Genomic DNA, 12,492 nt, shown 5'->3' with positions numbered 1-12,492 from the left:
TATGAAGCTATCTATCTCGGGACAAGGATTTACTCTAATAGAGCTCATGATTGTTGTGGTGATTATTGCGATTATTGCAGCGATCGCTTATCCATCGTATAGAGTTTATATGGAGCGAAAAGATTTAGCCCTTGCTCAAAAAGAAGCTTTGCTGATTGCTTCTGAACTTGAGAAATTTAAGTCCAAGAACTTTAGTTATAAAAACTTTTCTGCTGAATATTTATATCCAAATGACTATGATTCAGATACAGGTCTGCTGCTTATTCCAGTTGGAAGCACGGCTGGTCAAGAGAAGTATGTAATAACACTTAGTGATCTAGACTCTAATAAGCCATTACAAGATACGAGTGCTGTTGGATTGAATTGGGTGATGAAGGTTGAAAGGGCTGATTTATCACCTTCGCAAAAGAAACAACCAAGTAATTATGATTTATTACTCTCAAGCAACGGTTTGAAATGTAAATCTAAGACCAATAATGCTTTCAAAGATTATGATAAGACTCAGACCGACTGTAAGGCAATTGATAGTCAAAGTGAGGCTTGGTGATGCATCAAAATCAAGGGTTTACATTAATTGAATTAATGATTGCTGTGGCAATCATTGGGGTTTTGGCTGCAATTGCGTACCCTTCTTATACTGAGTATGTTAAACGCACAAATCGTACAGATATGCAGGGTCAATTGTTAAATATCACGTATAAATTGCAAAATTATAAAGTTGTAAATCATACCTATCAGAATGCCACCTTATCTGTTTTGAAAGTTGATTCAACCTATCCATCAACAAGATTATATGATATTGAATTATTAGTCGATGCTGATGGACAAGGTTATTTATTAAAAGCTTCACCTAATAAGAGTAAAAATCAAAAAGATGATGGTGACTTGTGTATAAATCAGGAAGGTCATAAATATTGGAAAAAAGCGAATACGTGTGACAGCAGTGATTTAGATGCCACAACCAACTGGGACGGCAAATAAGCTCAAATTCAAAATTGTGGATAAATAAGTTTTAATCTTTCATTCAGGGCAAACTTCGCGTAAAATACTGCCCTCTATGAAAGGGGTTTGAAATGTATCGATGGTCGGTACAGGGATAATCCGTAAAAACTATAAGGTTGTATCATGGTAGTTATTCGTCTTACTCGCGGTGGTGCTAAAAAGCGTCCATTCTATCAAATCGTTGTAACTGATAGCCGCAATCCACGTGACGGTCGTTTCATCGAACGTATCGGTTTCTTCAACCCTACAGCGCAAGGTAAAGCAGAAAAACTTCGTTTAGATGCTGACCGTTTTGCTCACTGGGTAGCACAAGGTGCTCAACCTTCTGAACGTGTTGCTTCTTTAGCTGCTCAAGCGAAGAAAGCTGCAGCTGCTGCATAATTTTAAAGAATTAAGTAGTAGGTAGCCCATGACACCAACACAGAATGTACCCGAAGATCGTATTCAGATTGGACAGCTACGTTCAGCATATGGATTAAATGGGTGGCTCTGGGTCTATTCCAATACAGAACCTATGAGCAACATGTTTGACTACCTGCCTTGGTACATTGAGACCAAAGCAGGTTGGCAAACTGTCGATGTAAAACGTTGGAAACCACATGGCAAAGGCCTGGTTGTCAGCTTAAAAGGTGTGAGCGATCGCACTGCAGCAGACGGTCTGGTTGGTGCAAATATCTGGATTTCAAAATCGCAACTGCCTCAAGCGGGCGTGGATGAGTATTACTGGTCTGATTTAAAAGGTCTAACCGTGTTAGGTCTGGATGATGAGGAACAGGAAGTCAATCTCGGTCAAATCCACGAACTGTTTGAAACAGGTGCTAACGATGTGATGGTGGTTCGCGCAACTGCCGACAGTATCGATGGCGAAGAGCGTATGATTCCATGGCATAAAGATGTGGTACAACGCGTTGATCTCGAAGCGGGTCGTATTTATGTCAATTGGGGCGTAGATTACTAATATTTTTGGAAATACGGGAGTCTGCGATGTTTTTTGCAGTCATTACGCTTTTTCCTGAAATGTTTGAAGCGATTACACGTTTCGGTATTAGCGGGCGCGCAGCACAACGTGAGTTGATGCAAATTCATTGTATCAATCCTCGCGATTATGCTGAGGGTAACTACAAACGAGTGGATGAACGTCCATTTGGTGGTGGTCCCGGTATGGTAATGATGGCTGAGCCACTGGCAAAAGCAATCCGCCGTGCCAAAGAACTTGCTCATGAAGCAGGTGCGGTCAACGTACCCGTGGTGTATATGTCACCGCAAGGAAAAACCTTAAATGAACCAGCAGTACAGGACTTCGTTCAATATGACGGATTGATTGTACTCTGTGGGCGTTATGAAGGTGTCGATGAACGTTTAATCCAAAAATACGTTGATCAGGAATGGTCAATCGGGGATTACGTGTTATCGGGTGGTGAGTTGCCTGCGATGGTGTTATTAGACAGTATTATTCGGAGACTTCCGGGTGCCATGTCTGATGAACAATCCCATGTACAAGATTCATTTGTGGATGGTCTGTTAGACTGCCCACAATACACAAAGCCTGACCATTTTGAAGGTTTGGATGTGCCTGAGGTACTTAAATCAGGTCATCATGCAAATATTGAAAAATGGCGGTTTTTGCAGCGTTATCAGCGTACACTTGCACGTCGCCCTGAATTGGTTGAACAAGTTGAGCTTACGAAGCAGCAGAAAAAATGGCTAAAAGATTTGCCAGAACATAAAGCTTAATTTATGCTCTGCGCACAATGAAAAGCTTGATCTTCGGATTAAGTACTTAAATAGGCTCTTTATGCATTGAAGCGGTCAAGCATAAAGGGAAAGTCAATCGGGTCTATGCGCTTTAGCCTCTAGCCCCAGCGATGATTAGACCTCTTCTAACTCGCACATATTGGAGATACCCCATGAGCGGTAAGCATCCTTTAGTACAAGCTGTAGAAAATGCTCAGCTTAAACAAGACATCCCAGCTTTTGCACCAGGTGACACAGTAGTTGTTTCTGTAAAAGTTAAAGAAGGCGACCGTGAACGTCTACAAGCGTTTGAAGGCGTTGTCATTGCGAAGAAAAACCGTGGTTTGAACTCTGCGTTCACAGTACGTAAAATTTCTAGCGGTGTTGGTGTTGAGCGTGTATTCCAAACTCACTCACCAATCGTTGCTAAAATCGAAGTGAAACGTCGTGGTGACGTTCGTCGTGCTAAACTTTACTACCTACGTGAATTGTCTGGTAAAGCTGCACGTATTCGTGAAAAGTTACCAGCGCGTAAAACTGAAGCTTAATCAGTTTTATCTCGTTGAAAAAATGCGCCCCATGGCGCATTTTTTTATGGCTGTAGATTGGTTTATAGACCTTGCAGTTTGAGCCGGTTGGCATGCTGGCGATAGACCGCGACCGGGTCTGGAGCAAAAGTACCTTTTAAACCGAACAGTAAATTCACTTCATCGAGATGATTCCATGGAAAATCATCCCGAATGGTTTTACCAAATTTGGCGCTACAGACCGAGACAATGCCATCATTGGCACCGCCTTTATGGGCCGAGATTAAATCAAGGACTTTCATAGCAGCATCACCAACATCCAGTGGATTGGTGACTTGCGTATTTCCGGTCATTGAATATAAAGCAATACCCTGATCCTGATATTTGCCTTCACCACAGGGTGTTAAGGATAAGCCCAACTGAAAACGCTGATTAAACTCCGCGGTTCCTTCAATTGAGGTGCTATGACCTGCAGCTAAGGCATTATGCGGCAATGCATTGCCGTCCAGGCCCTGTGCCCACATAATCACTTTGCCAAAACTGCTGATCAGCACATTTAACAGGTCAGAGCTTCCTGTTTGATCGGCAAATTTCATCACGTCGGAGGCCACCACGGTACCCTGATTGGCACCACCGACAGTCAGTACCGAGGCCACCTGGTCAGGCATTACACCTGCGGCATAACGCACCGCATGTGCCCCATGACTATGGCCAATCAGGTTGACTTTTTTCGCTCCGGTGATGGCCATCACCTCCTGGAGCTGGGCCAGATATTGTTCACCCCGGACTTCACTGGAGTTAAACGGTGACATCCGTGCTGCCCAGGCATTGCTGCCGTTACGGGCTAAATCCGGTAGAATCTGATACCAATAGTCCATGCCCAAGATATCGGTACCAATGCGGTTAAACCCGACCATGCCATGGGCAAATACAATCGGATATTGGGTTTGGGCATAAGTCGAGGTCACCCGTTTGCTTTCGGCTTTAATCACATGGCTGTCTTGTGCCAGTGCCGTTCCACAGCACAGTACAGTTGTCATAAGCGTAAGTAAAATTTTTATTTTCATAAAATTCCATTTTGCTTCATCATCAAAAATAAAAACCCTGCTCAAAAGAGCAGGGCATATCATCCTCAAATTTACAGGTCTTGTTGTTTTAAACGGTTGGCATGTTGGCGGTAGACACTGACCGGATCTGGAGCGAATACCGCTTTCAGACCCAGAAACTGATTGACTTCATCTAAATGGTTCCAGTTATAGTCATCGCGGATGGTTTTCCCAAACTTGGCACTACAGCGAGAGACCAGACCGTCATTTTCTTTGCCGCCATCAATCAGCAAGCTGGTGATTTTCAGGGCAGAGTCGGGGTCCAGAATATTGGTGACCGTACCAATACCGGTAAAGGAATAATTCACAACCCCATTCTGTTTATAGGCACCTTCACCGCAGGCCGTGGTTGGCATCCCTAGCGGGAATTTCTGGTTAAACTTGGCCGAGCCGGCCAGGGTCAGACTGCTGCCGCCAGCAAGAGAATCATGCGGGAAGCTGTTCGGGTCCAAACCTTGCGCCCAGGTAATGGCTTTGGACACCAGATTGACTGCACCAACCAATGGCCCTTCAACCGGTGTGCCTTCGGCTTTTAAAATCAGGTCGGCCACCGGTGAACCTTTATTCGGTGCACCCACCGCAGTTAAAGATGCCACCTGGTCTGGCATTACCCCGGCCACATAACGAATGGTAGGCCCGCCATGCGAATGGCCAATCAGGTTGACTTTGCCGGCACCGGTCACAGCGAGAATTTCCTCGACTTGCTGTGCCAGCTGCTCGCCACGGACCTCACTGGAGTTAAATGGCGATACCCGGGTGGCCCAGACATTACTGCCGTGGCGCGCCAGATCTGGCAGAATCTGATACCAGTAATCCAGGCCAAAATTGTCGGTCCCCAGGGTAATAAAGCCACTCATACCATGACTAAATACAATCGGATATTTGGTTTTGGCATACTGCGAGCTAACAAAAGGTGCTTTGACCTGGGTGCTGTTTGAGGCGTGCAGCTGTGTGGTGCCGCTCAATACGGTAGCGGCCAGACCGGCGATGAGATATCCATATTTCATTGTTAAATCCTCAGTCTTGTTCTTGTGAGTACAGACCGCTCACGATCTGTACGGTGTTCAGCCTTGTCACCAAGGCAATTTAAAAGTCTAGAGCTGCTGCTGTTTCAGGCGATTGGCATGCTGACGGAACAGTGCCACCGGATCCGGGGCAAAGCGGCCGGTCAGTCCGAACATCATATTGGCCAGATCGGTATGGTTCAGGTTGTAGTTGTCCCGAATCACCTTGCCAATATGCGAGCTGCAACGTGCCACCATGCCGTCATTGTCCTTATTGCCATACGACAGCGGCCCGAGTTGCATCAGGATGGTGTCAATATCCAGCAGATTGGTGGCTTGTGCAGTACCGGTCCAGGAGTAGTAGCGGATCCCGCGATCAACTTCAGCGCCGGCCTGATCACAGTTTGCTGCCAGTGCCGTGGTCGGGAAACGGCGGTTAAAGTCCGCAGAACCGGTTTCGGTCAGGGATTTCATCGAGGCATCAAAGTTGATGGGCATATCTGGCTGTAACTGGGCATAACTGATGAGCGGGGCAATCATATAATCACCGACCAGATTGAAGACGGTACGCAGTGCCGTACTGTTCTGAATATCATCGGCCACTTTAGAGCCGCGGAACGTGCCACCAATACCGGTGACTGAGGCCACATATTCAGGTTTGACCGCCGCCACATAACGTACAGTCGGGCCGCCATGTGAGTGGCCAATCAGATTGACCTTATTTTTGCCCGTAATGGCCAGCACATCTTCCACCTGGTGAATCAGCTGTTCACCACGAAATTCAGTCTGATGTGCCGGAGATAGCTGTGCGGCAAACACAGTGGCGCCGTGACGCGCCAGATCGGGCAGAATCTGGTACCAGTAATCCATATTGAAAGTTTCATTGCCAATTCGCGACCAGCCAAGCCAGCCGTGGGTCATGACAATTGGATATCGGGTTTGGGCATAATGGCTGATGGCGCGTTCCTGAACCTGCAAGACGCCCGGTTCGGCCTGTACGGGTGTGCTTAAGCCAAACAGGGCCGTAGCAAGTAACAGGGCTGAACCCCATGTGGTTTTTTGTTTTAAATGATGCATAACTGATCCTTCATTTCATTTTTTTGTTTTATTGATGCAGTACCACCTGTCAAAAATTCCTCCTTTGTCGTGCTTTGCATAAAAATGTGATGATGTTTTCGATTTATATGGAATGATGACTACTCATCCCGGCAACCTGCCTGCAAATATGTCATTTCAGGCCAAAATTTATCAAAAATTACTGTTTTTATAAGGGCTTAGTAATTTTAAAATCCATTGTTTAGCATAAATAAACAGTTTTCTTGAAATCGTCATTAGCCATTCGGTTATTTTTTGTAGTTGCCGATAACTGGTCGATGAAGTGCACGTGAAATGGCAGAGATATTGATAAAAAATGAGGGGGTGGTGCTTAACAGAACGTTAAACCTAGACCCATCCACCGCAATGATGGATGAGTCATCTTTAGAGGATGTTATTCGGCAAAAGGCAGTTTACCGCCCTGATCGTGCACCGATTCAAAGGTATCCAGCCGCAGCTGTTCTTGCGGATTGTTAAAATACTGCTGACGTAATTCTACGACCGCCTGCTGTTTGGCAGCATCATTCAGGCCAGCACTGAGAATCTGATCGCGTTGATTTAAATATTGGGTGACACGGGTTTTCCAGTGGCTGCGCTCGACATCCAGCTGTTCCAGACGCTGCGTGGCTTCAGGCCCGACCAGATTCAGGCGCATCTGGCGCAGTTCTGCACTGGAGCCACCACGGGCTTTAATTTCTGCGGTCAGTGCTCTTAAATCTTCCAGCTTGTTGAGCTGTTCCAGATTGGCCTGCCAGTCTTCCGGCAGCTGCTCAAACAGGGCTTTTAACTTCTGGGCTTTTTCTGCTTCGGATAGCTGTTTATTGTCCATCACACTCAGGCGCTCCAGGGTATAGTCATGATAAACATCTTCCACCCCAAACAGACCCTCAATTTCATAGGCCGAGAAAAACTGCTGACGCAGGTTTTTCATGCTAGTAAAAATGCTGCGGTAATATTGCGGACTGTCCGGATCCAGTTGCGGCGGCTGCAATTCCCCCAAACGCTCCCGATAATCCAGATAGCGCTGCCATAAATCCAGAATTTGTCCCAAGGCCGGTTCCTGATGAGTCTGGGCGATATAACGCTGAAAATCCTGACGAATCTGCTCCAGGGTTTTCTCGCCATATTGGGTAATAAAATATTCAAAACAGTTGCGGGTCTGTTCATTGACCATCAACCGGTTGCCCGAGTCGAGCTGTAACTGGCAGTTAATTTCAGTGTCCTGCTGACTGGGACTTAAAAAGGACAGGGTTGCAGAGCTGTTTGGACTGCTCACGGGTAGAGACGAGGTTGCAGATGTACGCGCTGTGGCGGCCTGTGCATGACCGGGGGATGGTGGTGAATGGGGAATTAACCAGTAAATAATGCCCACCACCGCTATGGTGATCAGGCCCAACCAGAGCCATAATTTATGTTTTTGCATTCCTATGCACCTGTTTTTCCATTGTATTTATTTTAGGTTTTCGGTTTGGCCTCAATATGCCATAAAAATGACATTGTTTTATAGAAAAGTTGTAAAGCTTGTGCTCAGATTGCTACCATGGCGCAGTTTAGAATTGTCCGATTTTTGCCATGAAAGCATCTTCTCCTAAAATTCAGCGTCGTCCTGTGCATGGCGTATTTTTATTGAATAAACCCCTGGGTATCAGCTCGAATGCTGCACTGCAAAAGGTGCGCTGGCTGTATCGTGCGCAAAAAGCCGGACATACCGGTGCTTTAGATCCGTTGGCCTCTGGTTTATTACCAATCTGTCTGGGCGAGGCGACCAAGTTTTCGCATTTTCTTCTGGATTCAACCAAGCGTTACCAGACCACCATTCAATTGGGACACAGCACCACCACCGGTGATGTTGAAGGTGAAGTGCTGTTAGAGGCTGCGGTACCGGCATTGACTGAAGAAAATATTTTAACCATCCTGACGCAATTTACTGGCGATATTCAGCAGGTGCCACCGATGTATTCAGCGCTGAAAAAAGAAGGCCGTCCCTTATACGAGCTGGCCCGTAAAGGCATTGAAATTGAACGGGATGCGCGTCCCATCAGTATTTATGCGCTGGAGCTGCTAGGGTTTACTGACAATAGTATCACCCTGGATGTGACTTGTTCCAAAGGCACCTATATTCGTGTACTCGGTGAAGATATTGCCAAGGCGCTCGGCAGCTATGGGCATCTGACCTATTTGCACCGTATTCAGACCGGGCATTTTGATCTGATCCCAAGCTACACCCTGGACTATCTGGAAAGCCTGAGCGAAGCCGAGCGTGAAGCGCTGTTGCTGCCGGTTTATGCCCCGATTGAGCATTTTCCACAGGTACAGGTGCCAGAAGGCCGGGCCGAATATTTTTGTCGCGGCATGGAAAGTAATATTGACCATGCGGCGGCAACTCAGGTATTGGTATTTGAGGGCGAGAAATGTTTAGGGCTGGCGGAAATTACCGATAAAAAACGTCTGGTACCAAAACGGGTCTTGAATCTCTAATTTTCATCTGCACTGAGGCCACAGGATTGCCCCGATATGGATATTGAAATCGTCATCAGCCTCGTGATTTTTGCCTTCTGTGCCGGTGCAATTGATGCCGCGGTTGGTGGTGGCGGCCTGATCCAGATTCCGGCGATTATGGGCGCAATGCCGCAACTGGCGCCGGCCACGGTGTTTGGCACCAACAAACTGGCTTCCATTTGTGGCACTGCTTCGGCGGCCTTTTCTTTTTTACGCAAAGTGCAGCTGTCCTGGAAATTGCTGGGCGTGATTGGACTATGTGCCTTTCTCAGCTCTTTCGTTGGCGCAGCCTGCGTGTCAATGATTCCGACCGATATTTTGCGGCCCTTTGTGCTGCTGATGCTGATCGTGATTGCCATCTACACCTTCATGAAAAAGCAGTTTGGCCAGCTGCATGTGCAGCAGACTTTAAACCGCAAAATGTTGCTCCTGGCGGCGTTGGGCAGTGTGCTGATTGGTTTTTATGATGGTATTTTTGGCCCCGGCACGGGCAGCTTTTTTATTTTCTATTTTATTCGTTATTTACAGGTCGATTTTTTGCATGCCTCGGCCTTGTCGAAAATTGCCAATTTTATGACCAATCTGGCAGCGCTGAGTTTCTTTATTCCCACGGGGCATGTGCTGTTTATGGTCGGGGCGATGATGGCACTGGCTAATATTACCGGTTCTCTGGTCGGGGTACGTCTGGCCTTTAAATATGGCAGCGGCTTTATCCGGATTGTATTTCTGATCCTGGTTAGTGTGCTGATTGTGCGCATGGCCTATCAGATGTTCTGGTTGTAAATCATTCTCATTATTAAAATTTCCCATACAAATTGCTGCAGGAACCGTCGCACGGGCTTGGCGTATAGTGAATGCTTAGCCTGACCTGTCTGCTTAACAATAATGATGCAACCCGTTGTCGGGTGTTTAAATTTTGGCATTTGAAAGGGTAATAACAACATGAATATTTTTGAAGCACTGCGTGAAAGCCATGAAATACAGCGTGATCTGGCCGAGCGTTTAATCCAGACCTCGGGGGATACACCAGAACGCCGCGAGCTGTTTGATCAACTGAAAAATGAATTATTCGCCCATGCTGTGGCCGAAGACCGTTATTTTTATATTCCACTAATGATGACCGATTCCGGGCTGAACATTACCCGGCATGCGCTGGCAGAACATCATGAAATGGATGAGCTGCTGGAAAAACTGACCGAAACCGAATTTAGCAATCCGGGCTGGCTGGCGATTGCCAAGCAGCTGTCTGAAAAAGTGCATCATCATTTGCAGGAAGAAGAACATGGCTTTTTCCAGCAGGCTGGGAAAATTTTGGAAGAACGCCAGAAAACCGAGCTGGCCAAACAGTATTTAAATGAATACGGCAAATATAAAGCCATTCAAAAAGACAGTCTGGTCTAAATTCAGGACTTAAAAAAGATGGCTCTCTTGGCCATCTTTTTATTCATCTTGTTTGATCTCTCTTTTTGCTTAAGGGCTGACAGCTTTCTTACGGCTGGCTCTTAGAGTCACGCCCACGGAGGCCAGCATCACACAGAACAGCGCGACCCATTGCAACAGGCTGATCTGTTCACCGAGTAACACCAGGCCGGTTAGCGCGGCCAGTGCCGGCGATAAACTGGACAGGGTGCCATAACTGAGCTTGCTTAAATGCTGTAAGGCTTTCAGGTCCAGTGCATACGGAATGGCGGTGGCCAAAATGGCAATGGCGATGGCTTTGCCCCAGTATTGGGTATCGACCAGGGCCGCGGCATTGTGATACAGACCAATGGGTAACAGGGTCAGCGCAGCCAGACTAATGGCAATGGTGAGGGCATGCATGCCAATATTCTGCTGTACCACGCGCTGCCCGAAATAAATATAGAGGGCCCAGCAAAAGCCGGCGCCCAGCGCACAGAGGGCACCAAAGACTGAAAAATTGTCACTGTTGGCCTGTCCCCAAGGCACCATCAGCGCAATTCCCAAAATGGCTAAAAGCACCCAGATATAATCACTACGCTGTTTAATCGAGAGCAGGGCCAGTCCCAGTGGGCCAATAAATTCCAGACCAACCGCAATCCCTTGCGGCAATTTGCCCAGCGACATATAGAACAGCACATTCATCAGACACAGGGCCGCGCTATAGCAGAGCAGATCACGCCATTTTAAAAAGGACAGCCGGGAAATAATCTTCCAGGAACGGAACATCAGGCAGATAATAATGGCGGCAAAGCACAACCGTAAAATGGTCACGGTAAGCGGATCGAGCACCTCAAACAGTTGTTTGGCAAAGGAGGCACTAATCTGGTACGAAGTCATGGACAGCACCATGAACAGTACCGACAGCAGTTGAGCATTTTGCATAAGCGCACCACCAACACCGGAAGGTGTCAGCATATTGGGGAGATGCTGCTGATTATAGCAATTTGCTTAAATTTTGATGAGTAGCCGGTCAAAATAAATTCCAGCACTACACAGCAGGAGGCTCAGTCTGGCCAGATCCACTCTACTTAACTGGACTGCTGTTTACGCTGCTGTACGGTATAGGTACAGCCAATAGAGGCGGCAATAATGGTGCTTAAGGCCAGCCATTGATTCCAGAGTAACTGTTCGCCCAAAAAGACAAAACCGGAGAGCGCGGCAATGGCCGGTTCCATGCTCATCAGTGTACCGAAACTGAGTGCGGTCAGGTTGCGAAGTGCAATCATTTCCAGACTAAAGGGCAAGGCGCTGGCCAGAACTGCCAAGGCAATAAAATAGATGAAATTGCCCGGTTCAAATACGCTAACAGGCAGGCCATCCCATAAAGCAATGGGTAATAAAATCAGGGTACCGACCAGCATACCTAAACAGACCGTATGATTCCCGGACACACCCGACGGTTTCTGTCCGGCCACAATATATAAGGCCCAGCAGGCACCGGCGCCTAAGGCAAACAACACACCCAGACCATCGAGCGGCTGCGCGGTCTGATCAAAGGGAAATAACAGCACCAGCCCGACAATGGCGAGGCCGACCCAAATAAAATCGAATTTGCGCCGGGCATAAAACAGCGCCACGCTTAACGGCCCGATAAATTCAAATGATACCGCAATCCCCAGCGGCAGGCGGTCAATCGCCAGATAAAACAGCATGTTCATGCCGGCCAGTGCTGCGCCGTAGCTGAAAATCGCTGGCCAGCGTATGGCTTTGGGCTGAATGTTCCAGAGCTGAAAAATCAGCATCAGCACCAGCGCGCTCAGCAGCAGCCGCATGGCAGAAACGGTCAGAATCGGGAACTGATCAAATAGCAGCTTGGCCATCGAGCCGCTGCTTTGCAGGCTGAGCATGGCAATCAGCAACAACAGCACAGCGCGGAGATGCGGCGCATTTTGAAGTATCGACATAACTGGAATGGGCTGGTTGGGAGAGTAGGGCGATCATCAACAGATCAATAGCCGCTAGCATAGCATGAACAGATGACGCTTCCATGTCGTGGCTGCGTAAGTGGCCAGCAGATAAAACAAGGCTCATTCACGATTTCAAAAGAACATGAAATAAGGATTG

At 47.3% G+C, this 12,492-nt stretch carries 15 protein-coding genes; 9 read left to right on the top strand and 6 right to left on the bottom strand.

Features of this window, described 5'->3' with window-relative positions; all coding sequences use genetic code 11:
- Window position 1: 1 nt before the first annotated feature.
- The 6 genes from FTU67_RS05200 (at window position 2) to rplS (ending at window position 3,284) form a co-directional block, all read left to right on the top strand.
- Complete coding sequence (locus FTU67_RS05200; RefSeq protein ID WP_005180440.1) at window positions 2-547, top strand: prepilin-type N-terminal cleavage/methylation domain-containing protein; 546 nt, start codon at window positions 2-4, stop codon at window positions 545-547.
- Window positions 547-981: a type IV pilin protein gene (locus FTU67_RS05195; RefSeq protein WP_005180438.1), complete on the top strand. Its 435-nt coding sequence runs from the start codon at window positions 547-549 to the stop codon at window positions 979-981. Before FTU67_RS05200 ends, FTU67_RS05195 begins: the two co-directional genes overlap by 1 nt.
- Window positions 982-1,125: 144 nt before the next feature.
- Complete coding sequence (gene rpsP, locus FTU67_RS05190) at window positions 1,126-1,383, top strand: 30S ribosomal protein S16 (RefSeq protein ID WP_004809941.1); 258 nt, start codon at window positions 1,126-1,128, stop codon at window positions 1,381-1,383.
- Between the two features lie 28 nt (window positions 1,384-1,411).
- Entirely contained in the window at window positions 1,412-1,960 is a 549-nt protein-coding gene (rimM, locus tag FTU67_RS05185; RefSeq protein WP_075167879.1) for a ribosome maturation factor RimM, read from the top strand.
- A gap of 26 nt (window positions 1,961-1,986) precedes the next feature.
- Window positions 1,987-2,736, top strand: coding sequence for a tRNA (guanosine(37)-N1)-methyltransferase TrmD (gene trmD / locus FTU67_RS05180; protein WP_180061489.1), 750 nt, complete (start codon window positions 1,987-1,989; stop codon window positions 2,734-2,736).
- A 173-nt stretch (window positions 2,737-2,909) separates the two neighbouring features.
- Window positions 2,910-3,284, top strand: a complete 375-nt coding sequence (gene rplS / locus FTU67_RS05175) for a 50S ribosomal protein L19 (protein ID WP_168406100.1) — start codon at window positions 2,910-2,912, stop codon at window positions 3,282-3,284.
- Between the two features lie 62 nt (window positions 3,285-3,346).
- On the opposite strand, the gene FTU67_RS05170 is transcribed toward rplS, so the two are convergent.
- The 4 genes from FTU67_RS05170 to FTU67_RS05155 all read right to left on the bottom strand — a co-directional run bounded on the left by FTU67_RS05170 (window position 3,347) and on the right by FTU67_RS05155 (window position 7,891).
- Window positions 3,347-4,330: a triacylglycerol lipase gene (locus tag FTU67_RS05170; protein ID WP_180061488.1), complete on the bottom strand. Its 984-nt coding sequence runs from the start codon at window positions 4,328-4,330 to the stop codon at window positions 3,347-3,349.
- Window positions 4,331-4,401: 71 nt separating this feature from the next.
- Window positions 4,402-5,376, bottom strand: a complete 975-nt coding sequence (locus FTU67_RS05165) for a triacylglycerol lipase (protein ID WP_180061487.1) — start codon at window positions 5,374-5,376, stop codon at window positions 4,402-4,404.
- 87 nt (window positions 5,377-5,463) lie between these two features.
- Entirely contained in the window at window positions 5,464-6,450 is a 987-nt protein-coding gene (locus FTU67_RS05160) for a triacylglycerol lipase (RefSeq protein ID WP_075174928.1), read from the bottom strand.
- 412 nt (window positions 6,451-6,862) lie between these two features.
- Window positions 6,863-7,891, bottom strand: a complete 1,029-nt coding sequence (locus FTU67_RS05155) for a lipase secretion chaperone (RefSeq protein WP_180061486.1) — start codon at window positions 7,889-7,891, stop codon at window positions 6,863-6,865.
- 149 nt (window positions 7,892-8,040) lie between these two features.
- Between FTU67_RS05155 and truB the strand changes: the two genes are divergently transcribed.
- The 3 genes from truB to FTU67_RS05140 all read left to right on the top strand — a co-directional run bounded on the left by truB (window position 8,041) and on the right by FTU67_RS05140 (window position 10,368).
- Entirely contained in the window at window positions 8,041-8,946 is a 906-nt protein-coding gene (gene truB, locus FTU67_RS05150; RefSeq protein ID WP_180061485.1) for a tRNA pseudouridine(55) synthase TruB, read from the top strand.
- A 36-nt stretch (window positions 8,947-8,982) separates the two neighbouring features.
- Window positions 8,983-9,750: a TSUP family transporter gene (locus FTU67_RS05145; RefSeq protein WP_104473447.1), complete on the top strand. Its 768-nt coding sequence runs from the start codon at window positions 8,983-8,985 to the stop codon at window positions 9,748-9,750.
- 159 nt (window positions 9,751-9,909) lie between these two features.
- Complete coding sequence (locus tag FTU67_RS05140; RefSeq protein WP_075168265.1) at window positions 9,910-10,368, top strand: hemerythrin domain-containing protein; 459 nt, start codon at window positions 9,910-9,912, stop codon at window positions 10,366-10,368.
- Window positions 10,369-10,437: 69 nt separating this feature from the next.
- On the opposite strand, the gene FTU67_RS05135 is transcribed toward FTU67_RS05140, so the two are convergent.
- Window positions 10,438-11,310 carry a DMT family transporter gene (locus FTU67_RS05135; protein ID WP_034598244.1) on the bottom strand — a complete coding sequence of 291 codons (873 nt, stop codon included), beginning with the start codon at window positions 11,308-11,310 and terminating at the stop codon, window positions 10,438-10,440.
- Between the two features lie 146 nt (window positions 11,311-11,456).
- Entirely contained in the window at window positions 11,457-12,332 is an 876-nt protein-coding gene (locus FTU67_RS05130; protein ID WP_005180400.1) for a DMT family transporter, read from the bottom strand.
- Between the last annotated feature and the right edge of the window lie 160 nt (window positions 12,333-12,492).

The organism is Acinetobacter sp. YH12132, from assembly GCF_013418645.1.
GTDB lineage: Bacteria > Pseudomonadota > Gammaproteobacteria > Pseudomonadales > Moraxellaceae > Acinetobacter > Acinetobacter indicus.
Note: the sequence above shows the minus strand (reverse complement) of the source record. Positions and strands in the feature narration are given on the sequence as shown.

Coding starts and splice junctions, on each gene's coding strand:
- FTU67_RS05200 (WP_005180440.1), top strand. CDS start 2: ATGAAGCTATCTATCTCGGGACAAGGATTTACTCTAATAGAGCTCATG.
- FTU67_RS05195 (WP_005180438.1), top strand. CDS start 547: ATGCATCAAAATCAAGGGTTTACATTAATTGAATTAATGATTGCTGTG.
- rpsP (WP_004809941.1), top strand. CDS start 1,126: ATGGTAGTTATTCGTCTTACTCGCGGTGGTGCTAAAAAGCGTCCATTC.
- rimM (WP_075167879.1), top strand. CDS start 1,412: ATGACACCAACACAGAATGTACCCGAAGATCGTATTCAGATTGGACAG.
- trmD (WP_180061489.1), top strand. CDS start 1,987: ATGTTTTTTGCAGTCATTACGCTTTTTCCTGAAATGTTTGAAGCGATT.
- rplS (WP_168406100.1), top strand. CDS start 2,910: ATGAGCGGTAAGCATCCTTTAGTACAAGCTGTAGAAAATGCTCAGCTT.
- FTU67_RS05170 (WP_180061488.1), bottom strand. CDS start 4,330: ATGAAAATAAAAATTTTACTTACGCTTATGACAACTGTACTGTGCTGT.
- FTU67_RS05165 (WP_180061487.1), bottom strand. CDS start 5,376: ATGAAATATGGATATCTCATCGCCGGTCTGGCCGCTACCGTATTGAGC.
- FTU67_RS05160 (WP_075174928.1), bottom strand. CDS start 6,450: ATGCATCATTTAAAACAAAAAACCACATGGGGTTCAGCCCTGTTACTT.
- FTU67_RS05155 (WP_180061486.1), bottom strand. CDS start 7,891: ATGCAAAAACATAAATTATGGCTCTGGTTGGGCCTGATCACCATAGCG.
- truB (WP_180061485.1), top strand. CDS start 8,041: ATGAAAGCATCTTCTCCTAAAATTCAGCGTCGTCCTGTGCATGGCGTA.
- FTU67_RS05145 (WP_104473447.1), top strand. CDS start 8,983: ATGGATATTGAAATCGTCATCAGCCTCGTGATTTTTGCCTTCTGTGCC.
- FTU67_RS05140 (WP_075168265.1), top strand. CDS start 9,910: ATGAATATTTTTGAAGCACTGCGTGAAAGCCATGAAATACAGCGTGAT.
- FTU67_RS05135 (WP_034598244.1), bottom strand. CDS start 11,310: ATGCAAAATGCTCAACTGCTGTCGGTACTGTTCATGGTGCTGTCCATG.
- FTU67_RS05130 (WP_005180400.1), bottom strand. CDS start 12,332: ATGTCGATACTTCAAAATGCGCCGCATCTCCGCGCTGTGCTGTTGTTG.